The following is a 24,062-nucleotide window of genomic DNA, read 5'->3' on the forward strand; positions in this document are numbered from 1 at the left end:
GCGGATTACTTGGCAAGCAGCTTGTCGAACAGCGCCTTGTCGTAATCCGAGTAGATATAGCCGTCGGCCGGGAACTTGTCGGCCCGTGCGAGGTAGCTGCCGATCGTGCTGTCGTCGATGACAGGCAGCGGCACCTTGACGAAGGCCGGCACGTTCTTGCCTTGCAGCGCCTGCACCGCAGTGTAGACGGAAAGGGCGCCGAGCCAGTTGGGCTGCATCGTCGCCCAGCCTTTCAGGCTCTTCTCCTTCCAGAGTTCCAGGAACTGCCTTGCATTTTCACCTGTGGTCGGCACCTGGTCGCGGCCCTGGCGCTCGAAGGCGAGGACGGAGCCGGCAGACAGCGCGCCGCCGAGCGACAGCACGCCGTCGATTTCGGGATTGGCGAAGAGCAGGCTGGTCATCGCTTCCTGTGCCGGCGCGACGTTATATTCGGTGTTCGTCTCGGTGATCACCTTGAGACCTGGATTGGCATCGAGGACCGGCTGGGCGCCCTTGCGGCGGTCGTCGCTGACCGAGATGCCGGCCGGGCCGTTCATGATGATGATCTTGCCCTTGCCGCCGAGCTGGCTGACCATCCACTTGGCAGCGGTCGCACCCCATTCGCTGGAATCGGTATTGATCTTCGCCGTCACCTTGTCGGTGTTGACCAAGCTGTCGAAATTGACCACGGCGATGCCCTTGTCGCAGGCATCCGATATGACGCGGTCGAGCGCGTTGGAGGAGCCGGCGATGACGACGATGGCGTCGACATTGGCGTCGATCATCGACTGGATATGCTGGATCTGCGTCTGGGCGTTGCCCTGCGCGTCAGTGATCATCAGGTCCTTGACGAGGCCGGCCTTCTTCAGCTCCTCCACTTCAGCGGTAATGGTGCCTTCGGTCTGTTTCATCCAGGTCGGCACGGAGTAGATGTTCGCCCAGCCGATCGTATAGGGCGCTTTTCTGTCGCCCTTGATGCAATTGGCAGCGGCCGAGGCAGTGCCGGTGGAAAAGACCAGGAGGGTGGCTGCTGCGGCAGCGCCCGCGAGGAGGCGGCGGCGCAGCGAAGCGGAAATGCTGTTTTCAAAATTCTTCATGTCGATCCCCTTTTTTGTGCGGCAACCTTGACGGTTTGCCATCTATGTCCAATATATCGTACATGTGATCTTTATACCGGACGAGGCGATCTTATGCCGATTTTTTTACCCCGCAAGAGGGGTGGGGAAATTTCATTCGCGATTGAATGACGGGATCAATTGACAGATACGGCAGGCGGCTTGAAAAGCTTGGCCGGACAAAAGAACAGGACGATAGCAATGGATGCAGTTCAGGACGAAGCAGCCGGCAAACGCGCCCGAGGGCTCGACCGCGCCTTCGAAATCCTCGATTTCCTGCGCCAGAAACGGCAGGCCTTGAAGCCGAACGAAATCGCCGCGCAGATCGGTGCGCCGCGTTCGTCCGTCTACGAACTCGTCAACCTGCTGCTCAGTAACGGCATTCTCGAATTCACCGGCGGCGAGGGGCGCGTCTATCTCGGCCGCAAGCTCTATTTCCTCGGCGCCGCCTATGAGAACCATTTCGACTTCACCCGCGAATGCGAGGCGACGCTGGAACGGCTTGCCGATGAAACGCGGGAAACGGCGCAGTTCTGCATGCTGGATGGAAACAGGTATACGGTCGTGCGCATGCGCGAGGGGGCGCGGCCGTTCCGCATTTCGACGGATGTGGGACAGTCGGTGCCGATTCCGTGGACGGCGTCGGGGCGCCTGCTCGTCGCGCATCTGTCGGATCAGGACATCCTGAACTTCATTCCGTCGCAGGATTTCCGTCTGCCGGGCGGTGAATGGCTCGAGCCCCAGACCTTCATCGCCGAGGTGCGCCAGGCCGAGCGTGAAGGCTTCTTCACCTTCAACAGCATCGTCGACAGCTTTACCCATTGTTTTGCCGTGCCGGTGCGGGGCGAGGAAGGCCATGCAGCTGCAACGCTCTGCCTCGTCACCCCACGCGACGACGGTATCGCGAACCGGGACCGCTACCTCGACTGCCTGAAGAAGGCCGCCGCCGGCCTGGAGCATGCCCCTTCCCGGCCAAAACGGGGCTGATGCCCAAGCATAGCCAGGCACCGCTATCCGGCGGCACGCACCGCTCATGCATGACCCGTGCCCGGCTGCATGTTCCCATAATCATATCACGAAACAGGACGTCGCTCGTCGACCTGTCTGACATGGAAAACATCAAAGACGGCCGCAAGACGACATATCTCTTGTTGGCCGCCTCGATCGTCGATTTCCAGATTCAAGCCAATCCCGCAAAACTATTCACTCTTCCTCCGAAATTATGAAATGAAGTTTCTCTATAAAATTTATGGAGAACGTAGTGTAGAGTCCTGACAGCCAACCTATACCATGGCCCTGGAAAACACCGGGCTGTGGGCGGCAAACGGAGAGGACGCGAAATGACACGCAAAATCAGGCTTGGGGCATTTCTTCCCGGTGGCGGACAGCATGTTGCATCCTGGCGGCATCCTGACCAGCCGGCCGACGGTGCCACCAGTTTCGAGTTTCACAAGCAACTCGCCCTGACAGCCGAGCGCGGACTCTTCGATGCGTATTTCCTGGCCGACGGACTGGCTGTCGGTTTTGGCGGAGCGCGCGAAGGCGGCAATGCCCGCGTCGCCGGCTTCGAACCCGTCACATTGTTTTCCGCGCTTGCGCCTTTCACCACCCATCTCGGCTTTATCGCGACGTCTTCCACCACCTATGAGGAGCCCTATACGACTGCTCGCAAATTCGCCTCGCTGGATCTGATCTCCGAGGGCCGCGCCGGCTGGAATGTCGTGACCACGACGGGCGACCTCACGGCACAGAACTTCAACCGCGATACGCAGCTTCCACATGCCGATCGATATCGCCGTGCTGCCGAGCATGTCGACGTTGTCCGCAAACTCTGGGAAAGCTTCGAGGACGACGCGTTCATCCGCGACAAGGAGTCGGGCGTATTCTTCGATCCGGCGAAGCTGCACGACACCGACCACCGCGGCGAGCATTTCAGCGTGCGTGGCCCGCTCAACGTCTCGCGCTCGCCCCAGGGACATCCGGTCATCGTGCAAGCCGGGCAGTCCGACGACGGGCGCGGGCTTGCCGCGGCAACGGCCGAAGTCATCTTCACCGCCCATCAGCACATCGAAACAGCCCAGGAATTCTACCGCGATATCAAGGCACGCGCCCGCGGCCTCGGCCGCAACCCCGATCACATCCTCGTCATGCCCGGCGTCTCCGCTTTCGTCGGCAGGACCGAAGCGGAAGCACGCGAGAAGTACGACCGTCTGACCTCGCTGATTGTCGAAGAGGATGGAATCGGCCTCCTTAACGGCCTGACCGGCGGTACGCTCGACCTGCACGGTTATGATCTCGACGGGCCGCTGCCGCCGGCGCCGCCGACGGAAGGCATGAAGAGCCGCCAGGCCCTCATCCGCCAGATCGCAGACGAAAACAATTTTTCCATCCGCCAGCTCTATCAATGGATCGCGTCGGCCCGCGGTCACTACACCATCGTCGGAACGCCTGAAAAGATCGCCGATACGCTACAGCAATGGTTCGAGAACGAAGCGGCCGACGGCTTCAACATTCTGCCGCCCTGGCTGCCGACGGCCCTCGACGATTTCGTCGATCTGGTCATCCCGGAGTTGCAGCGCCGCGGACTGTTTCGCACGGCCTATGAGGGCAAGACGCTCCGGGAAAACCTCGGCCTGCCTTTCCCCGCCAATCGATGGGCTGCCGGACACGCAGCTCTCCAGGCAGCAGAATGAGGGAACGGACCATGGCCTATGAAATCAACCAGACTCTCCCGAGAAGCTTCGGCCGCCTGAAAAGCAGCGAAAGCACCATTTCCACTCTCGGCTCCCATGGGCGCGGGTTGCTCGCATCGTTTTTGCCGCGTTATGGCCTGCTCCTCGCCTTCCTCGCGCTCTGGCAGGTGTCGAGCACCAGGGGCTGGATCAATCCGGCCATCTTCCCGCCCCTGAACGTGATCCTGTCTGCTCTTTGGACCAATCTTGCCAACGGCGCGTTGCTGGACGACATCGCCATCAGCCTGCAGCGAGCCGGAACCGCCTTCGCCTTTGCCGTCGTGATCGGCATTCCGCTCGGCCTGTTCATGGGCCAGGTTCGTGCGGTCGAGCAGGCGCTCGATCCGATCCTGCAGCTCTTCCGCCAGACCTCGGCGCTGGCGCTCTATCCGATCTTCATCCTGCTGCTCGGCCTCGGCGAAACCTCCAAGATCTTCGTGATCTTCTGGGCCACCCTGTTTCCGGTGCTGCTCGCCACGATCGGCGGCGTCAAGGAGGTGGACCAGAAGCTTATTGAGATGGCGCGGACTTATGGCGCCGGACCGCTGACCATCTTCCGCCGCGTCATTCTGCCGGCGTCCGTCCCTGCGATCTTCGTCGGCCTGCGTCTCTCGGCGACGACTGCGCTTCTCCTGTTGATTGCCGCCGAGATGATCGGCGCCAACAAGGGTATCGGCTTCCAGGTGATGAACGCCCAGTACAATTTCCAGATCCCGCTGATGTTTGCGGCGATCCTTCTGCTCGCCTTTCTCGGGCTTGCCGCCAATGCCTTGCTCGTTCTCCTGCAGCGCCGTCTCTGCCGCTGGTCTCAGCCGAGCCGCTAACCTGCTTCCCCCGATTTTCCTCTTCCGAAAGGGATACGTCATGACATTCCATCCCCGCAACCTTCTCCTCCCGGCCGTCATCGCGCTCGGCCTTGCTACGCCGGCCGCAGCTGCCGACACGATCAAGCTGCGCTACCTCGCCAGCCAAGGCGGTCTTGCCGCCCATGAGCTCGCCGACGAGCTCGGCTATTTCAAGGGCACCGGCATCACGTTCGAAAATGTCGGTTATGCTCAAGGCGGGCCGGCCTCTCTGATCGCCCTCGCATCCGGTGATGTCGAGATCGGCAGTGCGGCCACCTCCGCCGTGCTGAATTCGATCATCGGCGGCAATGACTTCGTCGCCGCCTATCCGTCGAACGGCATCAATGACGAGGTGCAGTCGACCTTCTATGTGCTGGAAGACAGCCCGATCAAGAGTATCAAGGACATTGCCGGCAAGAGCATAGCAGTCAATACGCTTGGCGCGCACCTCGATTATACCATCCGCGAGGCCTTGCATTCCGTCGGCCTGCCGAGCGACTCCGCCAATCAGATCGTCGTTCCCGGGCCGCAACTCGAACAGGTGCTGCGCTCCAAGCAGGTCGATATTGCCGCCTTCGGTTATTGGCAGACGACCTTCGAGGGTGCGGCGCTCAAAAATGGCGGCCTGCGCGCGGTTTTTGACGATACCGACGTGCTCGGCGACATTGCCGGGGGGTTTGTGGTCCTGCGCCGCGATTTCATTCAGCAACATCCCGAGGCCGCAAAGATTTTCGTCGAGCAGTCGGCCCGCGCGCTCGACTATGCCCGCGAACATCCTGAAGAAACCAAGAAGATCCTGGCCAAGGCGCTCAGCGAGCGTGGCCAGAACGCTGATATCGCGCAATATTTCCGCGGCTATGGCGTGCGCGCCGGCGGTCTGCCGGTCGAGCGCGACATCCAGTTCTGGATCGACGTCCTGGTTCGCGAAGGCAAGCTGAAGCAAGGCCAGTTGGCGGCCAAGGACATCCTCTTCACGGCCGATGCCAAGCCGGCAAGCAACTGAGGAACCGAGATGAGCATTGCTGAGGACATTCGCCGCGGCGAGGTGACGATCCGTCGCCTCTCCAAATCCTACAAGTTGAACGGCACGCCGCTGCAGGTTCTCAAGGATATCAATCTCCACATCCGCTCCGGCGAAAGCCTCGCCATCGTCGGTGCCAGCGGCTCGGGCAAAACGACCCTGCTCAGGGTTCTTGCAGGTCTCGAGGATGCCGACACCGGAGAGGTCCTCGTCGACGGCAAGGTGGTGCGGGGCGTCGGCGCAGAGCGCGCCGTCATCTTCCAAGAACCGCGCCTTCTGCCCTGGCTTGATGTGCTCGACAATGTCGCCTTCGGGCTGGAAACAAGTGGTCTCACCCGTCAGCGGGCGAGGGCGCGGGCGCGCCACTATGTCAAGCTTGTCGGCCTGCAGCAATTCGAGGCCGCCTATCCCCGGCAGCTCTCCGGAGGCATGGCGCAGCGCGTCGGGATCGCCCGGGCGCTGGCTGTTCAGCCCGAGATCCTGCTGCTCGACGAACCGCTCGGCGCGCTCGACGCGATGACCAAGATCGGCATGCAGCAGGAACTCGCCCGGATCTGGCGCGATGAGGATGTGACGACCATTCTCGTCACGCACGATCTCGAGGAGGCGATTTATCTCGCCGACCGGATCCTCATCCTGCCACGGGAGAAGGGCGGCGAACCGCGCCTGATCGACATCGATCTGCCGCGACCGCGCGACCGCAGCGCACCGGAATTCGTTCGCCACCGCGAGGAGCTGCTGAACCTGTTCGGATTGCATTGACGGCTGCGCTGTAGCCTTCGCCAGGACTAAAGGATCCAGGGATTGATCAGTTCGATCCCCAAGCCGTCGAAATCCTTCGTGTTGCGCGTCGCGAGCGTGAGATCGTGAGCAACCGCGGTGGCAGCGATCAGGCCATCCATCGACGGCAGGCCACGGCCGCTCCGCTTTGCATGGCCCATGAGGTCCCCCCAGGCCAGGGCAACCGATTCATCCACCGGGATGATGCGGTGCTCGAAGCGCTGCGTCAGGTCCCGGGCGAGCCATTCAGCCAGCGCGTCGCGTTTTCGTCCCTCGTCCATCAGGGCAACACCACGTCGGATCTCTGCGACCGAGACGATGCTGATGAAGGAGCGATCCTCGTCGAGCCTGTCCAACCATTGCAAGACGTGCGCATCAGGCTTCGGCTTCATCACCTCGGACAGGACGTTGGTGTCCAGCAAAAGTCTCACAGCGCCGGATCACGCGGTTCGTCGCGTTGACGCTCAAGGTCCAGATTGGCGCCGCGCAGCGGCGACTCCATCAGAAATTCGGCAAGCGTCCCTTGGCGAGCGGTCTTGCGCTGCCATTCCTCGGCAGAGACGACGACAACGCTCGGCTTGCCGTTCCTTGTGATTGTCTGTGGCGCGGATTGCGCGCGTTCGATGACTTCGGAAAGCTTCGCCTTTGCACTGGCAACGGTCCAGCTTTCATTGTCTTGCCGTGATGGCTGCATTGCTCAGCTCCTGACCAGAATGACTATAGTGACTATATAACTGGACTGGGGTGAGTTTGCAAGCGGCGGGATCGAGCGGTTCAATTGGCGGGGCCGAAGAAACCTGAGGCGGCTATCACGATTTGCTCCTCGCCCCGGCAGTCAGATACGGCCGCCGATCCAGTTCCTGCGACCTCAAGGAACTGCGTAGCCGCAGCAGATCCTTGCGGGCGATCAGGCCGCACAGCTTGCCGGAAGCGGGATCGACGATCGGAATACGCCCATCGCCCGTCGACAGCATGAGGTCGGCGATAAAGGCAACGGTATCATCAGGATGCCCGACGGGAACGGAATCGTCGGTGACGTTTTCGGCAAGCGTCTGGAGGGTCAGGTCCGGCGTCCCCTGCCAGCGCAGGGCATCGGCCCGCGAGACGATGCCCGCCAATCTGCCTGCCGCGTCGATCACCGGGTAGATCCGATGGGTTTTCTCCTGAGAGGCGAAGAAATCGCAGGCCTCCCCCACCGTCATGGTGACGGGAAGCGTGTCGACATTGCTGATCATGATCTCCCGTGCACGGGAGAGCTCGAACGGATCGACGCCATATTCGCGGGTGATGTGCTGCCCGCGGCGCGCAATCTTCTCGGTAAGGATCGAGCGGCGCAGCAGAAGAACCGTGACGGCATAGGCCACCACCGTTGCGGCGAGCAGCGGAACGAGCGTGCTCACATCGCCGGTTATCTCCATCGCAAAAAAGGTCCCCGTCAGCGGCGCGCGCATGGTTCCGCCCATCATCGCCGCCATTCCGAGCAGCGCCCAGAAGCCGGGATCGTTGCCCGGCATGACAAGGCCGACCAGCCATCCGAGAGCACCGCCGAAGATGAGAAGCGGAGCAAGCACGCCGCCCGAGGTGCCGGACGACAGCGCAAACAGCCAGATGATCGTCTTCACCAGCAGGATCGACATCACCGCCGGTGCGAGCAGCCGGTTGTTGAGCAGGCCATCGATGATGTCGTAGCCGACGCCCATGGCACGCGGTTCGATCAGACCGCCGAGGCCGATGACAAGACCGCCAAGCATCGGCCACCACATCCAGTGGATCGGCAGTGCCTCGAAGAGGTCCTCGATCCGGTAGAGCAGCGTCGTCAGCAACCCCGATTGCAGCCCCGATATGATGCCCATCGCCGCACAGGCGAAGATCCCCCACCAGGGCAAATCTACTTGGAAATGGGTCGGAAACAGCGGGCCGGTGCCGAACAGCAGCGGGCGCCAGCAGATCGACACGCAGGCGGCAACGGCGACAGGAATGAAGCTGCGCGGCTTCCATTCGAACAACAGCAGTTCGACCGCCAGCATGACCGCGGCAATCGGTGAGCCGAAGATCGCCGTCATGCCTGCGGCTGCACCGGCGACGAGCAGCGTCTTCCGCTCGGCAGCGCTCATGTGAAAGAATTGCGCGAAGAGCGATCCGATCGCCCCGCCGGTCATGATGATCGGCCCCTCGGCGCCGAACGGACCACCCGTTCCGATCGAGATTGCCGAGGACAGCGGCTTCAGGACCGCGACCTTCGGCGACATCCGGCTGCCGCCGATCAGGATCGCCTCTATGGCCTCGGGAATGCCGTGGCCGCGGATCTTCTCCGATCCGAAGCGGGCCATCAGGCCGATGACCAGCCCGCCGAGCGGCGGCACCAGCACCACCCACAGCGAGCGCGGCACGGCAGCCAGCGAAGCAGGCTGGATGCCGATCTGCCCGAACCAGATGACATTCGTCACCAGCGCGATCAGGCTGACGAGACACCAGGCCGCAAACGCGCCGCCGGTGCCGACGATGATGGACATTCCGATCAGCAGGAGGACCCGCCTGTCGGTGGTGAAATCGCCGGCCTCGCGCCGGGAAAGGCCGCCCGTGAAATCGTGCGGCCGGTTGCTTGGTTGATGCTGCGCCATGGAAGCCTCTGCTACGCCGGAAATGGATACACTTGAGCGACGTCAATATATCGTGATACGATATAAATCAATGGGTGAAGGCATGAAGGTGAAAATGTCTGTAGAGATGCCTCACTTGACCGGCTGTCGGATGCCCATCTATTCGAGATGGCGGGATGGCTCGCGACCTTGGCAGCCGTTGCGGCAGAGGAGAATGCGTTTGAAGAAAACCGTGCCGGCGCTGAGACAGGAGGATTATGAGGCGCTCGCCGATCTCAGATTCGCACTTCGGCAATTCATGGACTTCAGCGCCTCTGCCGCCCAGCTGGAAGGGCTGCCTGTACAGCAGCATCAGGCGCTGCTGGCGATCAAGGGGCACCGCGGCGATGCCATGACCATCGGCATGCTGGCCGAGCGGCTGATCATCGCGCCGCATACGGCGACCGAGCTTGTCGGGCGGCTGTCGGACGCGGGCCTGGTCGAACGCCATGCCGATCCGACCGACAGGCGCCGTCAGACGATACTTCTGACGGAGAAGGCCGACGCGCTTCTGGTGAGACTGAGCGCCGCCCACCTCTCGGAAATAAGGGAGATGGCGCCGAAGCTGATCGAGCTTCTCCTCGAGCTGCAGAAGACCGCCCAAGCCTGATGAGCCGACCGGCGTCGAGCCTATCTTAAAAGCGTCTTGCTGAGGCGATGGATATGGGCGGCGCCGATGCCGCAGCAGCCGCCGATGATCGTCGCACCGGCTTCGGCCCAGGAGCACGCAAAGCGCGAATAGGCGTCGTCGTTCAGATCGTCACGGGTCTCATGCAGCCCTTCATTGGCGGCTGATGTGCCTTGTTCGCCTTCGAAGGCATTGGCATAAACGCCGATTTCGATCTGAGCGTCCGTCTTCCGGAATACGCGCGCTACCGTCTCTACCGCCGCCTGCATGACTTCAGGCTTGCTGCAATTGAAGAGCAAGGCCTTCGCACCCGATGAAACTGCCCAGGATGCCGCGTCCTCGACGCTTTCGCCGGAGCGAAGCTTCGGCCCGCCGCTTTCGATGTCTGCCTCGTCATCCGCCAAGGTGAAGGAAATCCAGAACGGCTTGCCTGATGCCGCCACCGCCTGGCGCACGGCCTCTCCCTCGGCGATCAGGCTCAACGTCTCGCCGAGCCAGACATCGACGAAGGGAGCGAGGTTTTCGACCAGCACCTTGAGATAGTCTTGCACCCGTGAAGGCTGAAAATTTTGCGGCTCGTAGGAGCCGAAGATCGGCGGCAGCGAACCGGCGACCAGCACCTTGCGATCGGTGGCGGCATCGGCCGCCTCGCGCGCCAAACGACCGGCGAGACGGGTCAGCGCCGCCCCCTCCTTCTGGAACCGGTCCTCACCGATATGGAAAGGCACCAGCGCATAGCTGTTCGTGGTGATGACCTGCGAACCGGCCGCGATGAATTCCTTGTGGACCTCACGGACGATGTCCGGCGCGTTGATCAGCGCCAGTGCCGACCATTCCGGTTGTTTCAGTTCGGCGCCCAGCCGCAGCAACTCGCGGCTCATGCCGCCATCGAGAATTCGTGTCGTGCTCATGAAGAGGTTTCCATTCAGGCTGTCGCGCCGTCACCGACGGCGGGCTTTTCATAACAAAGTGGGCGGATTGCAAGTGATTGGTGCGCGAGGGAGTTCATGGCCGGTTCCTTTTTCGTCGGCCTAACGACGAACGGGTACCTGCGCTTCGAGACCTCGAAAGACGCGGGCAATTACTGCGGTCAAAGCGAGATAGAAGACGGTGACGACAAGCAGCGGCTCATAGACCAGCAGCGTGTCCTGGCGAACCTTGTTGGCCACGGCGTAGAGATCCATCACCGTCACCGTGAAGGCAAGCGGCGTCGCCTTCAGCTGCATGACGATCTCTCCGGCAATCGTCGGCAAGGCGATGCGGATGGCGCGCGGCAGCCAGATGCGGCGGACGAGCTTCCATGGCGACAGGCCGAAGGCCCGGCCGGCTTCCAGCTCGCCTTTGGGAACGGCGAGCAGCGCACCGCGCAACACCTCCGCCTCATAGGCCGCATAGTTCAGCGTGAAACTGACGGCCGCAAAGAAGAAGCCCTCGCGCAGGATCGGCCAGAACAGGCTCTGGCGGATGCCGGGAACCATGGGCAGCAGCGAGCCGACCCCATAATAGAGAAGCCATAGCTGGATCAGCAGCGGCGTGCCGCGGAAGAAGGTGCAATAGCCGCGGGCGAGCAGCCGCGTCAGCCTGCCGCCGCTGACCTGCGCGAAAGCGAGACCGATGGCGATGGCAAAGCCGAACACCACGGAGATCACCAGCAGCGCAACGGTCTGCCAGGCGCCGGTCAGAAGCAGCGGCCAATAGGAAGAGATCCAGCTGAAATTCATGCGACGCTTTCTTCAGGCAAGGCGCGGCTGTCCCCGCCGCACCCGCGCCTCGATCAGTTTGAAGGCGACGTTGGAAACGAGCGTGATGGCGAGGTAGAGGAGGGCCGAAGCCAGGAAAAACACGAAGTAATGTTTGGTGCTTGCCCCGGCGAGGCGGGTGGCAAGCGCCAGTTCCTGGTAGCCGACGACCGCCACCAGCGCGCTGTCCTTGGTGACCGACATCCACAGATTGGCAAGCCCCGGCAGCGCGTTCGGCAATAGCGCCGGCAGCAGGACGCGGCGGAAGCGCAGCATCGGTCCCATGCCGAAGGCCTTGGCGGCCTCGATCTGGCCGGCGGGAATAGCAAGGATCGCGCCGCGCAGCACCTCCGTCATATAGGCGCCCTGCACGAAGCCGAGCACGGCGACGGCCGCGACGAAGCCGTTCACGTTGATTGGCGGCAGGTCCAATGCCGCCAGCAGCCGATTGAGACCGTCGGTGCCGGCATAATAGAGCCCAACGATCAGGATCAGCTCGGGAACCGCGCGGATCACCGTCGTATAGAGATCGAGCAGCAGGCGGAGGGCGCGATTGCTGGACAGCTTTCCAAGCGCGCCGCCCGTGCCGAGCAACAGGCCGATTGCGAAGGCGCAGGCCGAGATGGCGACCGTGGAGACTGCACCTGTCAAAAGAACGCCGCCCCATCCCGGAGGATAGGGAGACAGCAGGTCCAGAATGCCTTGTTGCGCGGTCGCCATCAACGAGACTGCTTACTTCGCGCCGTAGATATCGAAATCGAAGTATTTCTTGTTGATGGCGTCATACTGACCGTTGGCGCGAACGGCAGCGATCGCCGCATTCAGCTTGGCTTTCAGCGCCGTGTCTTCCTTGCGCAACCCGCCCGAAACGCCGGCTCCGAGAATCTCCTTGTCGTCGGCGACATCACCCATCTTGGCGCAGCAATCTTTGCCGCCATCGCTTTTCAGGAAAGCGTCGAGCGCCAGTGAATCACCGAAGACGTAGTCGATGCGGCCGGAGGCGAGATCCTGGAAAGCCTCGTCGAGCGTCTGGTAGGTCTTTTCCTCGGCAGCGCCTGCAAAATACTTCTTGTAATATTCCGACTGGATCGTCGACACCTGGATGCCAATCGTCTTGCCCTTCACGTCCTCGGCAGTGGCGCCCGGCTTCTGGTCCTTGGGGCCGATCAGTGTGCTCGGCGTATTGTAATATTTGTCGGTGAAATCGATCACCTTCGAGCGTTCGGCGGTGTTCGACATCGACGACCAGATCACATCGAACTTCTTGCTCTGGAGAGCTGGAATGAGACCATCCCAGGAAATCTCGACGATTGAGCATTTCTCCTTCATCTCGTCGCAGACGGCGTTCATCAGATCGATTTCCCATCCGTGCCACTCACCAGAGGCATCCTTGGCGAAGAAGGGCGGATAGGATTCGTTCATGACGCCGAAGCGGACTTCGGCCTGTGCCGTGACGGCGGAAAGCGCAAGTGCAACGCCGGCGAAAAGCGTGGGGAGCAGTTTCATTCGCGGGATTCTCCTGGTTCGTGTGGTGTCGATGATGGCTGGTGTGATCAATGGGCGCTGAGACGGGTGAACTCCCGACAGCGGGCACTGACCGGCGCCCCGAAAACTTGTTCCGGCGGACCTTCTTCCTCGATCCGTCCCTGATGCAGGTAGAGAACTCGGCTCGAAACATCCCGGGCAAAGCGCATTTCATGCGTGACGATCAGCATGGTCCGGCCTTCTTCCGCAAGATCGCGGATGACTTTGAGAACCTCGCCGACCAGCTCCGGATCGAGCGCCGATGTCGGCTCGTCGAACAGCATGACGGCGGGATCGACGCAGAGCGCCCTCGCAATCGCCGCGCGCTGCTGCTGGCCGCCGGACAGGAAGGCGGGATAGGCGTCGCGCTTGTCAAAGAGCCCGACCTTGTGGAGCAGGGCTTCGGCCTTTTCGATCGCCTCGCGCTTTGAAATGCCCATGACGTGCACTGGCGCCTCGATGACGTTTTCCAGCACGGTGCGATGGGCCCAGAGATTGAAACTCTGAAAGACCATGCCGAGCCCTGTCCGCAGCCGTTCGATCTGCCGCCAGCTCTGCGGCTGCAGCCGGCCGCCGCGACCGATTTTCAGCGCGACTTCCTCGCCGTTCACCGCAATGCGGCCGCGATCCGGCGTTTCCAGGAAATTGATGCATCGGAGGAAGGTGCTCTTGCCGGAGCCGGACGAGCCGATGATCGAAATCACATCAGACTTGTGGGCCTCCGTCGAGATACCCTTGAGGACCTGTTGCGAGCCGAAGCTTTTATGGAGATCTTCGACGCGAAGAGCAGGAAAGGGTTGATCCGACATGCAGTGGTCCGGCTGAACTGAATTTGCGAAGGATAATGATAAAATAACGCGGTTTTTTCGCGCAATTATCACCTCTTTTGCATATTATGTGCAAAATAATCTTCCTCGCGCATCGAATGCGGCAGAATGTATGAAGTGCCGCAACTGGAATTGGACTGAATGATGGAACAGCTGGATCGTTTTGACCGTGACATTCTCGACATCGTTCAGCGTGACTGCCAGCTGAAGGCCGAAACGATTGCCGAACGGATCGGGTTGTCGGTCTCGGCCGTGCAGCGACAGTTGAAGCGGTTGCGCGAGGAAGGGATCATCAAGGCGGAGGTCGCCGTCGTCGACCGGAAGGCGACGGGAACATCGATGGTGTTCATCGTCGGGATGGAGATCGAGCGGGACAATTACGACGCACTGGCGAAGTTCCGCCTTTGGGCGGAGAAGCAGGATCATATCCAACAGGTCTATTACGTTACCGGCGCGGTCGATCTGATCGCCATCATTACCGCCCGCGACGTCGAGCACTATGACGACATCGCGGCTCTGATCATGGCGGAAAACGCGCAGATCCGCCGCATGCACACCAATGTCGTGCTGCGCGACGTCAAACTCGGCCTGTTCGTGCCCCTAGAATAGCGCCTAGAGCATGATGCCGAAAAGTGTGAGCGGTTTTCGGACGACATCATGCTCTAACTCTTTAATTCAGAACCGACATTGATCCGGTCGCGCGGCAAGCGCGACAAGCCGCTGGACTCACATTCGCCAAAGGGCATAATTCCGGCCGCAAATCCCGGGAGGAACGACCCTTGACGTTACGACACCAGATCATCGCGTTGGCGATCGTCCCGCTCGTCATCTCGATCCTTGCGATCACCACCTTTATCACCTGGCAATCGGCAAATCTCGCCAAGAACAGCATCGACACGTTCGAGCAGAACAGGCTGAAGACCAAGGAAGCCGAGATCCTCAATCTGACCAACCTTGCGCTGTCGGCCATCCAGACGATCTATGACAAGGCCGGGGCCGACGACGAGGCCGCCAAGGAGCAGGTGGCCGCGATCCTGACCTCGCTCGACTACGGCAAGGATGGATATTTCTTCGTCTACGACTATGACGGCAACAATATCGTCCACCCGCGCCAGAGCTTCCGGCATGGGCACAATTGGCTCGATCTCACCGATCCGGATGGCGACAAGGTCATCGCCGAACTGATCGCCACCGCGCGAGCGGGCGGCGGCCTGCATCAGTACAAATGGCAAAAGCCATCGACCGGACAGATCGCCGACAAACTCTCCTTCGTCGTCAGTCTCGACAAGTGGCGCTGGGTCGTCGGCACCGGCGTCTATCTCGATGACGTCTTTGCCCAGAGTGCCGCCGCCAACAAGGTGATGCGCGTCAACATAAGACGGACCTTCGTCATCGTCGCGCTGATCGCCGTGCCTTCGGTGCTCGTCGTGTTCACCACCTGCATGCTGCTGACCTTCCACGAGCGCCGCATGGCCGATAGCCGGCTCAAGGCGCTGACGCAGCGGGTCATCGACACCCAGGAAGAAGAGCGCGCGCGGCTTGCCCGCGAACTACATGACGGCATTTCCCAAAATCTCGTCGGCGTGCGCTATGCGATGGATCTCGCCGGCCGCAAGGTCAGGACCAATGTCGACGATGCGGCGCTGACCATCCACCGCGGCGTCGAGGCGCTGAACGGCGCCATCAAGGAGATCAGGCGGCTCTCGCACGACCTGCGCCCACGCGTGCTCGACGACCTCGGCCTGAAGGCGGCGCTTGAGGCGCTCTGCTACAATTTCGCCGAGCGGACAGGAATCGAGACGGAAATCGACGCTTCCGCGTTCACCGACAGGCTGAAAGCCGAAGCCAACACCGCACTTTATCGCGTCGCACAGGAAGCATTCAACAATGTCGAGCGCCATGCGGGCGCCTCCCGGCTTACGGTCAAGCTCTGGAGCGACGGCGGCCGCGCCCGCATGACCATCTCCGACAACGGCACCGGCTTCGACGGCAGCAAGGACGGCGCCTCAGGCAGAGCGGGACTCGGCCTGCGCAACATGCAGGAGCGGATGGCACATTTCCGCGGTCTGTTGTTGATCAACAGCAGCGAGGCCGGCACGACGCTGACGGCCATGATGCCGAGATCGGCCAATCTTGCCGCCGGCAAGCAGGCGGAAGCCGCATGACGGCACGCCCGAAAATCAAGGTGCTGCTGATCGACAACCATCCGCTGGTGCTGGACGGGCTGAAAGCCGTGCTCGACACATTCGACCATATCGAAGTCGCCGGCACCGCCGGCTTGGCTCAAACCGGGCTCGACATCGCCCTGCAGGTTCAGCCGCAGGTGGTGCTGATGGATATCAACATGCCGAAGCTCAGCGGCATCGATGCGATCGAATTGTTCAGGAACGAACTTCCGCAAACTCGCGTCGTGATGCTCTCCATGCATGACAGCCGCGAGTATATTTCCTCGTCGGTCATGCATGGCGCCGCCGGCTACGTCCTCAAAGACGTCTCGACCGACGAGATCGTCGCAGCTATCGAAACCGTCGCCGGCGGCGGCACCTATTTCTCCTCCGGCGTCTTCGATGCGCTGATGGGCGAACGCGCGGAGGAGGGGAGCGATCCCTTGACGCCGCGTGAGCGCGACACTCTCGGGCTGATCGTCGCAGGCAGGAGCAACCGCGAGATCGCAGAGGTGCTGGGGATAAGCTCCGCCACGGCCGAAACACATCGCAAGAACCTCAAGAAAAAGCTCGGCATCGCAACGACAGCAGGTCTCATCCGCTATGCGCTCGACCACGGCATCGTCCCGAAAGTCGGCGTGGATCCGCGCCTACCCACTTCTGGGTAGAGCCCGGCACTTCAGCTCCTCGCCCATCTTGTGAGGATAAATCCGACGCCCTAGGACTCCATTCGCCGCTAGCCAAGTGCAAGCCGCTGGGAGGAATTCACATGCGTTACATCAGCTTCCGAACGTCCGGAAAAGCTCGAGCGACCCGAACAGGGCCTGCTGCCGCCGCCGGCTGACAGACCTGCCTTCCACGCCGACAACTGGAACATGGCGACCGCCGCCCGCGGCGCCTGAAAGGTATTCCGACATGGAAAAACCACGTAGCAAGGCAGCGCTCTGGCTGCTGATCATTCCGTATATAGGCCTGCTCTGGCCGGCATTTTACAATGTCCGCGAGCCGTCCCTTTTCGGCTTTCCGTTCTTCTACTGGTATCAGCTTCTCTGGGTGCCGATCACCGCGACGCTAACCTGGATCGCTTATCGGAGCACCCGCCATGACGACTGATATCAACGGCCAGGCGCTTGCCGTCTTCATCTTCTTCTTCGTCCTCGTCACGGTCATGGGCTTCGTCGCCAGCCGCTGGCGCAAGCCCGAGACGCTCGCCCATATCGATGAATGGGGCCTCGGCGGCCGCAACTTCGGCACCTGGATCACCTGGTTCCTCGTCGGCGGCGATTTCTATACCGCCTATACGGTGATCGCCGTCCCGGCGCTGGTCTATACGGTCGGCGCCTACGGCTTCTTCGCGCTGCCCTACACCATCGTCGTCTACCCCTTCGTCTTCATGGTCATGCCGGTTCTGTGGAAACGCGCCAAAGAGTTCGGTTATGTGACGGCTGCCGACGTCGTCCACGGCCAATACGGATCGCGCGGCCTCGAACTCGCCGTCGCGGCAACGGGCGTCATCGCCACCATGCCCTACATCGCCCTCCAGCTCGTCGGTATGACTGCGGTCCTGAAGGCGCTCGGGCTGCATGGCGAATTGCCGCTCGCGATCGCCTTCATCGTGCTGGCGCTCTATACCTATTCGGCGGGCCTGCGCGCGCCGGCCCTGATCGCCTTTGTCAAGGACATCATGATCTACATCGTGGTGATCGCAGCCGTCGCACTGATCCCGTCGAAGCTCGGCGGCTACGCCAATGTCTTCGCCTCGGCCGATGCGGCCTTCCAGGCCAAGGGCTCCGGCAACCTGCTGCTCGGCGGCAATCAATATGTCGCCTATGCCACGCTGGCGCTGGGTTCGGCGCTTGCCGCCTTCATGTATCCGCATACGCTGACAGGCATCTTTGCCTCCAACAGCGGCAAGACGATCCGCAAGAACGCGATCATGCTGCCCGCCTATACGCTGCTGCTCGGTCTTCTGGCACTGCTCGGCTATATGGGTCATGCCGCCAATCTGAAGCTCGACAGTGCCAATGATGTCGTTCCGACCCTGTTCAAGACGCTGTTTTCGGGCTGGTTCTCCGGCTTCGCCTTTGCGGCGATCGCCATCGGCGCGCTGGTGCCGGCGGCGGTGATGAGCATTGGTGCCGCCAATCTCTTCACCCGCAACTTCTGGAAAGCCTATGTCGATCCGAAGGTCAGCGATGCGGGAGAGGCGAAGGTCGCAAAGATCACCTCGTTGGTGGTGAAGGTCGGTGCGCTGCTCGTCATCATCTTCCTGCCGACGCAGTTCGCACTCGACCTGCAGCTGCTCGGCGGCATCTGGATCCTGCAGACACTTCCGGCCCTGGTCTTCGGCCTTTACACCAACTGGTTTCGAGCACCCGCTCTGCTGGCCGGTTGGTTCGTCGGCTTCTGCGGCGGCACCTTCCTGGTCTGGGATGCCGGTTGGAAACCGCTGCATATGATCAGCCTCGGCGGCGAGCCCTTCACCGTCTACACGGGACTGCTGGCGCTTGCGGCAAACATCGCGGTCGCAGTCGTGCTCAATGCCCTGCTTCCGGCCAAGGTTCCGGCCCGGGCGTGAGACCAATCAAAGCAAAGGGCGGCACACGCCGCCCTTTGCAATTTGCTATCCAGCAGAAGCTGACCGGAAATCAGTCCGATTTAAAACTCTTCCCAATCGCCGGCCAATGCTGCGTTCCCCTGGGCCGCATTTCCCTGGCCCGCGCTTCGCTGAAACGACCTGCCTACCTTGGCAATCATCTGGCGCGCCGGCGAGGACACCGGCTGAGCATGTTGTGCCGCGGCAGCGGGCTGCGTTGAGCGCTTCGATACCACCGCGCCCCCGATGCTGAACTGGCCTAGGAGCTGGAACAGCGCGTCGGCTTCCTTGGCGAGGTTATGGGCGGCGGCCGTCGCTTCTTCCACCATGGCTGCGTTCTGCTGCGTGCCCTGATCCATCCTGTTGACAGCGGTGTTGATCTCCTTCAGACCCGTTGCCTGCTCTTGCGAAGCGCCGACAATAGCGCCGACATTGCCGTCGACCTGCTGCACTTGTGCGACGATCTCTTGCAAGGCTTTTCCGGTCTCGCCGACCAAGGCGACGCCGTTTTTCACGTGGCCGTTCGACGCGTTGATCAGCTCTTTGATTTCCTTTGCAGCCTTGGCGGAACGTTGCGCCAATTCGCGCACCTCCTGGGCAACGACGGCAAAACCCTTGCCTGCTTCACCGGCGCGGGCGGCTTCGACACCGGCATTCAACGCAAGCAGGTTGGTCTGGAAGGCGATTTCATCGATGACACCGATGATGCTTCCGATTTCAGTAGCGGAGGATTCGATCTTGCCCATCGCGTCGACCGCACCCCGGACGACGCTGCCCGAACGCTCCGCGCTGTCCTTCGTCTTGCGAACGAGCTGCCCTGCTTCCTGGGCCTTGTTGCTCGAGTCGGCGACAGTGGTGGTGATTTCCTCGAGCGCAGCAGCGGTTTCCTCAACGGATGCGGCCTGCTGTTCGGTCCGCTTGGCGAGATCATCCGACGAAGATCGGATCTCCTGTGCGCCGGCGGCGATCGCACTTGCGTTCTGAGCAACCTTCTGCATGGCGGCGCGGAGCTTTTCGACAGCGGTATTGAAGTCGGCTCTGAGCTTTTCCAGAGACGGGATGAACGGCGTGTCGATCTGCTGTGTGAGGTCGCCGTCGGCCAGCGCCTGCAATGCATCGCCAAGCTGGCCGACAGCCCGGTCGGTCTGCTCGGCAAGAGTGCGGCGTTCATCGGCATCCTGTTCGAGCCGATGCCGTTCTGCGACAGCCCGCTTGGCTTCCGTGTCAGCTTCCCGTTCGGCCTTTGTCGAAATGGCGTCACGCAAGCCGGCCACAGCGCGCGCAAGCTTGCCGATCTCATCACCTCGCGCTTCGAGGCGACGATCGCCGTCGAGATTGCCCTCCGCCATCGCTTTCAACGAAAGCTGCAATTTTGCCAGCGGGCCGACGATCGTACGCGCGGTAATCGCAGCCGCAATGATCGAAAGAAGAGCCGCGATACCCAACGCCGTCAGCACGATCGGCTTGAAGCCGCTTGCCGTGCTGCGAACCTCGCCACCAATCGATTTGTTCAGTGCTTCCTGATAATCGATGAATTTGTTGATGGCGCCCAGCCAGGAAATGAAGGCCGGTCTTGCCTGTTCGAGCAGGATCTTGCGGGCCGCGTCGCCATCGCCCTTTTCCTGCAGCGCAATGATCTGAGCGACCAAAGGATTGGTTTTCGCCTGTATGTCGGCGATGTCGCCCAGAATGGTCTTTTCCTGATCCGTCGCACCTGCCGGAGATGCAACCATATCCGCCATGCGCTTTTCATTCTCGGCGTAGGTGGCGGCCAGCTTTTCGATCAATGCCTCGGCCGCTTTGCGTTCATCGGCAGAGGTCACCAGAGTGACGTCGCGAATGGCAATCGCCCGATCGTGCACGCTGCCGCGATAGTTGATGGCAAACCGCTGCTTGACGCTGTTGACGTCGTTGATCGTTCCAAGGTTGCTGTTGATCTCATCGACCTGTACCGCCGAGTAGATGCTCAGGCCGGCCATCAGCACAATCAGGAAGCTGAAGCCAAGAGCGAGACGCATCGCGATCCCGAAACTTTTAATAGTATCCATTGCCAGGCTCCATCGTGTTGGCGAGGTTTGTCAAAGGTGTCTATGACCAGGATCTGTGCCCGAATGCGTCCGCCGTGCACTACTGCGCGCGTCGCGCCTAAAGCGGGGCGAGCGTCAGCGTAACAACGTCGATTCATGCGAGATTTCGGTATACCTGGCCGGCCATCATGGCGTAGGTGACGATCCTCAGAACGTCGCTCCGATACCCTTAAAAATAGGGGGAGATATTTTAGAGAGTGTAAACGAAGCCGGCAGGGCGTCATATTGCTGCGCTTTTTGACTATTTTGTCGCATTTTTCGTCTTAAACGGCTCGACGTCCGCGCGGAAAACCTACACCAAGTTGTTGGTTTGAAGTGACGCACATCTCCTGTTGCAAACGGATGGTTTGAATCCACTTGCCAAGAGCCAAGCATTGATCTGCCTAGGCGTAGTCGATGTTCAGCGATGCAATCGGCATGAATTGCAGCTTCTGCGCCGCGTTGCTGGGCGACACTGGACAGGAAGGCTGTCTGACGATCCGGATGGGCGGCGAGGAATTCCTGCTGTTGTTTCCCGGGCGAGTGCCGGGGACACCTTTGCCGATGTCGAGCGGCTGCGGACCACGAATGGCCAAGGTGACCCCGAAGCTTGAAGTCACCTGTTCCATCGGCCGACTGCCTGGGGGCGGCGCTGCATATGGCGGACGCCAACCTTTATATCGCCAGGAATTCCGGCCGCAATCGATGAGTTGCGACGGCGACCTGACGCAGTCATCAAGACCATCACCCGGAAAACATGCGTTGCAAAATCGATGCGCCGATCTCAGGCGGTATGCGGCGAGTATTCGTTGGCCTGGAAGACGTGATGATGCACCTTGCCGGTGAAGAGCTGGAGGAGTTCGCCGGTGACCTCGCGGCTCTCGAAGCGCACATCGGAGCAAAGCGCTGCGTTCACTGCATCCATATCCGGGTAACGAATGGCCAAGGCCATGGCATAGACCGGGGCGCCTTCGTCGCGCTCCATCCCGTCCAGCACCCGGACTTCCTCGGCGCCCGGAAATTTCGTCCAGAGCGGGACGAGCCGCTGTTTCACGAAGTCGCGGAATTCCTCTTCCCGACCGGGATGGATTTCACCTTCAAATAAAGCATAACGAATAATCATAGCTTCTCTTTTCCAAAACTCGCCGGAGCTGGATCGATGGGGATGCGAGGAAGTGAGGGCGTATCGACCGATACGCCCTGATCGGAGGCTTATTTGCCCCAGACTTTCTTGTATTGATCGCGATAGCCGTTATCGGGATCGAAGCTGTTCTTCGGTCCGCCGTCGAACTCGACGTTGGCGCTGGTCACCACATGCAGTGGCGACACGTAACCCGACCACGGAACGCCCGCAAAGGCGCGGTTAAGCTCGTCGACGAGCTGCCAGCCCTGGAGGTTGAGCGGCTCGGCGACCGTGACGGCCTGAAACTGCTTGGCGCGGATACGTTGATAGGCGCTCTCCGAACCATCGCCTGCTGCAACGTTCACCGGTTTTCCGTCGCCGGCAATGCCGGCTGAAGCGAGCGAAGGCCCCATGAAGTCGTAATAGAGGTCGTTGATCGCCAGAGAATGCGTCCACTTGGCGCCATACTTCTGCAGCAGCGACGTGGTCAATTGCGGCATGCGCTGAGAGGTTTCGGCAATCGGCGTGTCGACATATTCGAGCACCGTGCCGCCGAGATCCTCGATCTCCTTCTTCATGCGGTCGGCCTTGGCGATCGCGATCGCATAGGTGGAGTCGGTAAAGATGATGACGCCAGGCTTGCCGCCTGCGTCGACGAAGGCCCAATCGGCCGCAGACTTCGATACTTCCATCGCATCGGTCGTCACGTTAGCGAAGACGCCGACTTCGGGAACGGGGCCGACAGCCGAGGCGGCGTGCCAGGAAACCATTGGAATACCGGCCGCCTTGGCCGCTTCCATCGCCGGCTTCTGCTCGACCGCGTCGAAGCCGTTGATGATGATGCCATCCGGCTTCAGGGCCATCGCCTGGCCGAACGCCGCGGTCCGCCCGCCGATCGAACCGGCGCCGTCAAGCGCCTTGACCGTCCACCCCAGCGCGCCCGCCGCTTCCTGAACGCCATTGACCACGCCGAGAATGCCGCCATTCTTCATGTCGCCGGCCAGAATGACGATGTTCTTTCCGCTGGCGCCCTTGGGGCCGCTCGTCGGGCCATCCCAGGCGCTCACCTTGGAAGCATACTTGCCGACAACGGCCTTGGCGTCGGCCATTGAATCGGCCAATGCCGGCATGCTGAGCATAACGGCGACGGTTGCGACCGTTGCCTGCAATAATGTTCTGCGCTTCATGTCCACTCCTCCATTTTGTTTGTTGTAAGATGCCGGGATGAGCCGGCATCCTCATTTGGATGCGGGTGTGATCCTCCTCACAGCTCCGCGCTTGCGCTGGGCATACCCTGCTATGCCGATCGCAATCAGCAGGGTTACGCCGTTGAACAGCGGCTCGACGAAGAACGACCCGCCGAATTGCTGAATTCCGGATATGCCGACCGCCAGAATGATGACGCCGATCAAAGTGCCCCAGACGTTCACCCGCCCCGGCTTGATCGTCGTCGATCCGAGAAATGCGCCGACAAGCGCCGGTAGCAGATATTCGAGGCCGACGCTGGCCTGGCCGATGCGCAGCTTCGAGGCGAGAAGGACCCCGGTCAGCGCTGCCAGCAGGCCTGAGGTGACGAATGCGCCGATCACGAATTTGCGGACCGGAATGCCATTGAGGGCTGCCGCCTTGGGATTGGCGCCGATGGCGTAGAGATAGCGGCCGATCGGCAGGTATTCGAGCACGACCCACATGCAGATGGCGATCAGCAGCACGTAGAAGCCGGTGATCGGCAGGCCGAACAGCATGGTGCCATTCAGCGCATAGAAACCCTCCGGCAAGACGCCGACCACCTGCCGCCCGCCGGTGTGCCAGAGGGCAAGCGCGTAGAGAACCGTTCCCGTACCGAGCGTGGCGATGAAGCTGTCGATCTTTGCGACTTCGACCAACAGCCCGTTGATGAAGCCGGTGAGGACGCCGAGCGCCAGAACGATGATCACGGCGACCGGCCAGGGCAGGCCATAAGCGGTCTGCAGGCTGATGGCGAGAATATGCCAGAGCACGATGCCGTAGCCAACGGTCAGATCGATGCGGCCCGATGCCATCGGGATCATCGCGGCGAGCGACAGAAGCGCGATGATTGCCTTGTCTGAGACAATCGAGCGAACGTTCAGCACGGTGGGGAACGTATCCGGCAGAAGGATCGAGAAGATCACGATCAGGCCGACGGTCAGGATCACCAGCCCGTAGACCGGGATCAGGCGTCCGATCTTCTGGCCTGTGGACAGGCCGGCCATTTCGCTCTTGGTTGGCTCCAGCGCGGTGGATTCAATGGATTGCATGGCT

At 61.3% G+C, this 24,062-nt stretch carries 25 protein-coding genes; 11 read left to right on the forward strand and 14 right to left on the reverse strand.

Annotation, left to right across the window (positions count from 1 at the left end; all coding sequences use genetic code 11):
- Window positions 1-5: 5 nt before the first annotated feature.
- A complete protein-coding gene (locus tag HJB82_RS00920) occupies window positions 6-1,076 on the reverse strand; it encodes an ABC transporter substrate-binding protein (protein ID WP_207585011.1) in 1,071 nt (356 codons plus the stop codon).
- Window positions 1,077-1,295: 219 nt separating this feature from the next.
- On the opposite strand from HJB82_RS00920, the gene HJB82_RS00925 reads away from it, so the two are divergent.
- From HJB82_RS00925 to HJB82_RS00945, 5 genes are all read left to right on the forward strand, one after another.
- The gene (locus HJB82_RS00925) at window positions 1,296-2,081 is read left to right on the forward strand and encodes an IclR family transcriptional regulator (protein WP_207585010.1); all 786 of its coding nucleotides are present in this window, start codon (window positions 1,296-1,298) and stop codon (window positions 2,079-2,081) included.
- A 353-nt stretch (window positions 2,082-2,434) separates the two neighbouring features.
- Entirely contained in the window at window positions 2,435-3,787 is a 1,353-nt protein-coding gene (locus HJB82_RS00930) for an LLM class flavin-dependent oxidoreductase (protein WP_207585009.1), read from the forward strand.
- 11 nt (window positions 3,788-3,798) lie between these two features.
- Window positions 3,799-4,650 carry an ABC transporter permease gene (locus HJB82_RS00935; protein ID WP_207585008.1) on the forward strand — a complete coding sequence of 284 codons (852 nt, stop codon included), beginning with the start codon at window positions 3,799-3,801 and terminating at the stop codon, window positions 4,648-4,650.
- Between the two features lie 40 nt (window positions 4,651-4,690).
- A complete protein-coding gene (locus tag HJB82_RS00940) occupies window positions 4,691-5,674 on the forward strand; it encodes an ABC transporter substrate-binding protein (RefSeq protein ID WP_221139413.1) in 984 nt (327 codons plus the stop codon).
- A 9-nt stretch (window positions 5,675-5,683) separates the two neighbouring features.
- Window positions 5,684-6,454 (forward strand): ABC transporter ATP-binding protein, encoded by a 771-nt coding sequence (locus HJB82_RS00945; RefSeq protein ID WP_207585006.1) that lies wholly within the window; start codon window positions 5,684-5,686, stop codon window positions 6,452-6,454.
- 26 nt (window positions 6,455-6,480) lie between these two features.
- On the opposite strand, the gene HJB82_RS00950 is transcribed toward HJB82_RS00945, so the two are convergent.
- The 3 genes from HJB82_RS00950 to HJB82_RS00960 form a co-directional block, all read right to left on the reverse strand.
- The gene (locus HJB82_RS00950; RefSeq protein WP_221139414.1) at window positions 6,481-6,903 is read right to left on the reverse strand and encodes a type II toxin-antitoxin system VapC family toxin; all 423 of its coding nucleotides are present in this window, start codon (window positions 6,901-6,903) and stop codon (window positions 6,481-6,483) included.
- Window positions 6,900-7,166 (reverse strand): type II toxin-antitoxin system Phd/YefM family antitoxin, encoded by a 267-nt coding sequence (locus HJB82_RS00955; protein WP_207585004.1) that lies wholly within the window; start codon window positions 7,164-7,166, stop codon window positions 6,900-6,902. Before HJB82_RS00955 ends, HJB82_RS00950 begins: the two co-directional genes overlap by 4 nt.
- A 115-nt stretch (window positions 7,167-7,281) precedes the next feature.
- Window positions 7,282-9,093, reverse strand: a complete 1,812-nt coding sequence (locus tag HJB82_RS00960; protein WP_207585003.1) for a chloride channel protein — start codon at window positions 9,091-9,093, stop codon at window positions 7,282-7,284.
- Between the two features lie 199 nt (window positions 9,094-9,292).
- Between HJB82_RS00960 and HJB82_RS00965 the strand changes: the two genes are divergently transcribed.
- Window positions 9,293-9,721, forward strand: coding sequence for a MarR family winged helix-turn-helix transcriptional regulator (locus HJB82_RS00965; protein ID WP_207585176.1), 429 nt, complete (start codon window positions 9,293-9,295; stop codon window positions 9,719-9,721).
- Between the two features lie 20 nt (window positions 9,722-9,741).
- On the opposite strand, the gene HJB82_RS00970 is transcribed toward HJB82_RS00965, so the two are convergent.
- The 5 genes from HJB82_RS00970 to HJB82_RS00990 form a co-directional block, all read right to left on the reverse strand.
- Entirely contained in the window at window positions 9,742-10,650 is a 909-nt protein-coding gene (locus HJB82_RS00970) for a homocysteine S-methyltransferase family protein (RefSeq protein WP_207585002.1), read from the reverse strand.
- Window positions 10,651-10,770: 120 nt separating this feature from the next.
- The gene (locus HJB82_RS00975; protein WP_207585001.1) at window positions 10,771-11,460 is read right to left on the reverse strand and encodes an ABC transporter permease; all 690 of its coding nucleotides are present in this window, start codon (window positions 11,458-11,460) and stop codon (window positions 10,771-10,773) included.
- A gap of 12 nt (window positions 11,461-11,472) precedes the next feature.
- Window positions 11,473-12,198 (reverse strand): ABC transporter permease, encoded by a 726-nt coding sequence (locus HJB82_RS00980; RefSeq protein ID WP_207585000.1) that lies wholly within the window; start codon window positions 12,196-12,198, stop codon window positions 11,473-11,475.
- Between the two features lie 12 nt (window positions 12,199-12,210).
- Window positions 12,211-12,984: a transporter substrate-binding domain-containing protein gene (locus HJB82_RS00985; RefSeq protein WP_207584999.1), complete on the reverse strand. Its 774-nt coding sequence runs from the start codon at window positions 12,982-12,984 to the stop codon at window positions 12,211-12,213.
- Between the two features lie 47 nt (window positions 12,985-13,031).
- Complete coding sequence (locus HJB82_RS00990; RefSeq protein ID WP_207584998.1) at window positions 13,032-13,811, reverse strand: ABC transporter ATP-binding protein; 780 nt, start codon at window positions 13,809-13,811, stop codon at window positions 13,032-13,034.
- Window positions 13,812-13,973: 162 nt separating this feature from the next.
- Between HJB82_RS00990 and HJB82_RS00995 the strand changes: the two genes are divergently transcribed.
- The 5 genes from HJB82_RS00995 (at window position 13,974) to mctP (ending at window position 18,572) form a co-directional block, all read left to right on the forward strand.
- Window positions 13,974-14,438, forward strand: a complete 465-nt coding sequence (locus HJB82_RS00995; protein WP_221139567.1) for an Lrp/AsnC family transcriptional regulator — start codon at window positions 13,974-13,976, stop codon at window positions 14,436-14,438.
- 170 nt (window positions 14,439-14,608) lie between these two features.
- Complete coding sequence (locus HJB82_RS01000) at window positions 14,609-15,994, forward strand: cache domain-containing protein (protein ID WP_221139415.1); 1,386 nt, start codon at window positions 14,609-14,611, stop codon at window positions 15,992-15,994.
- The gene (locus tag HJB82_RS01005) at window positions 15,991-16,662 is read left to right on the forward strand and encodes a response regulator transcription factor (RefSeq protein ID WP_207584996.1); all 672 of its coding nucleotides are present in this window, start codon (window positions 15,991-15,993) and stop codon (window positions 16,660-16,662) included. Before HJB82_RS01000 ends, HJB82_RS01005 begins: the two co-directional genes overlap by 4 nt.
- A gap of 247 nt (window positions 16,663-16,909) precedes the next feature.
- Window positions 16,910-17,107, forward strand: a complete 198-nt coding sequence (locus tag HJB82_RS01010) for a DUF3311 domain-containing protein (RefSeq protein WP_164012938.1) — start codon at window positions 16,910-16,912, stop codon at window positions 17,105-17,107.
- Window positions 17,097-18,572: a monocarboxylate uptake permease MctP gene (gene mctP / locus HJB82_RS01015; RefSeq protein ID WP_221114913.1), complete on the forward strand. Its 1,476-nt coding sequence runs from the start codon at window positions 17,097-17,099 to the stop codon at window positions 18,570-18,572. The genes HJB82_RS01010 and mctP overlap by 11 nt, the downstream gene beginning before the upstream one ends.
- Window positions 18,573-18,652: 80 nt before the next feature.
- Here mctP and HJB82_RS01020 read toward each other — a convergent pair whose 3' ends face one another.
- The 5 genes from HJB82_RS01020 to HJB82_RS01040 all read right to left on the reverse strand — a co-directional run bounded on the left by HJB82_RS01020 (window position 18,653) and on the right by HJB82_RS01040 (window position 24,058).
- On the reverse strand, window positions 18,653-20,638 hold the full coding sequence (locus tag HJB82_RS01020; RefSeq protein WP_207584994.1) for a methyl-accepting chemotaxis protein: 1,986 nt from the start codon (window positions 20,636-20,638) through the stop codon (window positions 18,653-18,655).
- Between the two features lie 422 nt (window positions 20,639-21,060).
- Window positions 21,061-21,285 (reverse strand): hypothetical protein, encoded by a 225-nt coding sequence (locus HJB82_RS01025; protein ID WP_207584993.1) that lies wholly within the window; start codon window positions 21,283-21,285, stop codon window positions 21,061-21,063.
- Window positions 21,286-21,440: 155 nt separating this feature from the next.
- Entirely contained in the window at window positions 21,441-21,779 is a 339-nt protein-coding gene (locus HJB82_RS01030) for a hypothetical protein (protein WP_221139416.1), read from the reverse strand.
- Window positions 21,780-21,868: 89 nt separating this feature from the next.
- Complete coding sequence (locus HJB82_RS01035; protein ID WP_221114915.1) at window positions 21,869-22,966, reverse strand: substrate-binding domain-containing protein; 1,098 nt, start codon at window positions 22,964-22,966, stop codon at window positions 21,869-21,871.
- 51 nt (window positions 22,967-23,017) lie between these two features.
- Window positions 23,018-24,058 carry an ABC transporter permease gene (locus tag HJB82_RS01040; protein ID WP_164012916.1) on the reverse strand — a complete coding sequence of 347 codons (1,041 nt, stop codon included), beginning with the start codon at window positions 24,056-24,058 and terminating at the stop codon, window positions 23,018-23,020.
- Window positions 24,059-24,062 lie beyond the last annotated feature (4 nt).

Source organism: Rhizobium sp. NZLR10, from assembly GCF_019685125.1.
In the GTDB taxonomy this organism is placed as follows: domain Bacteria; phylum Pseudomonadota; class Alphaproteobacteria; order Rhizobiales; family Rhizobiaceae; genus Rhizobium.

Bases quoted from the DNA above. Each gene is read 5' to 3' on its own strand.
- HJB82_RS00920 (WP_207585011.1), bottom strand. From the start codon at position 1,076: ATGAAGAATTTTGAAAACAGCATTTCCGCTTCGCTGCGCCGCCGCCTC.
- HJB82_RS00925 (WP_207585010.1), top strand. From the start codon at position 1,296: ATGGATGCAGTTCAGGACGAAGCAGCCGGCAAACGCGCCCGAGGGCTC.
- HJB82_RS00930 (WP_207585009.1), top strand. From the start codon at position 2,435: ATGACACGCAAAATCAGGCTTGGGGCATTTCTTCCCGGTGGCGGACAG.
- HJB82_RS00935 (WP_207585008.1), top strand. From the start codon at position 3,799: ATGGCCTATGAAATCAACCAGACTCTCCCGAGAAGCTTCGGCCGCCTG.
- HJB82_RS00940 (WP_221139413.1), top strand. From the start codon at position 4,691: ATGACATTCCATCCCCGCAACCTTCTCCTCCCGGCCGTCATCGCGCTC.
- HJB82_RS00945 (WP_207585006.1), top strand. From the start codon at position 5,684: ATGAGCATTGCTGAGGACATTCGCCGCGGCGAGGTGACGATCCGTCGC.
- HJB82_RS00955 (WP_207585004.1), bottom strand. From the start codon at position 7,166: ATGCAGCCATCACGGCAAGACAATGAAAGCTGGACCGTTGCCAGTGCA.
- HJB82_RS00960 (WP_207585003.1), bottom strand. From the start codon at position 9,093: ATGGCGCAGCATCAACCAAGCAACCGGCCGCACGATTTCACGGGCGGC.
- HJB82_RS00970 (WP_207585002.1), bottom strand. From the start codon at position 10,650: ATGAGCACGACACGAATTCTCGATGGCGGCATGAGCCGCGAGTTGCTG.
- HJB82_RS00975 (WP_207585001.1), bottom strand. From the start codon at position 11,460: ATGAATTTCAGCTGGATCTCTTCCTATTGGCCGCTGCTTCTGACCGGC.
- HJB82_RS00980 (WP_207585000.1), bottom strand. From the start codon at position 12,198: ATGGCGACCGCGCAACAAGGCATTCTGGACCTGCTGTCTCCCTATCCT.
- HJB82_RS00985 (WP_207584999.1), bottom strand. From the start codon at position 12,984: ATGAAACTGCTCCCCACGCTTTTCGCCGGCGTTGCACTTGCGCTTTCC.
- HJB82_RS00990 (WP_207584998.1), bottom strand. From the start codon at position 13,811: ATGTCGGATCAACCCTTTCCTGCTCTTCGCGTCGAAGATCTCCATAAA.
- HJB82_RS00995 (WP_221139567.1), top strand. From the start codon at position 13,974: ATGGAACAGCTGGATCGTTTTGACCGTGACATTCTCGACATCGTTCAG.
- HJB82_RS01005 (WP_207584996.1), top strand. From the start codon at position 15,991: ATGACGGCACGCCCGAAAATCAAGGTGCTGCTGATCGACAACCATCCG.
- HJB82_RS01010 (WP_164012938.1), top strand. From the start codon at position 16,910: ATGGAAAAACCACGTAGCAAGGCAGCGCTCTGGCTGCTGATCATTCCG.
- mctP (WP_221114913.1), top strand. From the start codon at position 17,097: ATGACGACTGATATCAACGGCCAGGCGCTTGCCGTCTTCATCTTCTTC.
- HJB82_RS01020 (WP_207584994.1), bottom strand. From the start codon at position 20,638: ATGGATACTATTAAAAGTTTCGGGATCGCGATGCGTCTCGCTCTTGGC.
- HJB82_RS01025 (WP_207584993.1), bottom strand. From the start codon at position 21,285: ATGGAACAGGTGACTTCAAGCTTCGGGGTCACCTTGGCCATTCGTGGT.
- HJB82_RS01030 (WP_221139416.1), bottom strand. From the start codon at position 21,779: ATGATTATTCGTTATGCTTTATTTGAAGGTGAAATCCATCCCGGTCGG.
- HJB82_RS01035 (WP_221114915.1), bottom strand. From the start codon at position 22,966: ATGAAGCGCAGAACATTATTGCAGGCAACGGTCGCAACCGTCGCCGTT.
- HJB82_RS01040 (WP_164012916.1), bottom strand. From the start codon at position 24,058: ATGCAATCCATTGAATCCACCGCGCTGGAGCCAACCAAGAGCGAAATG.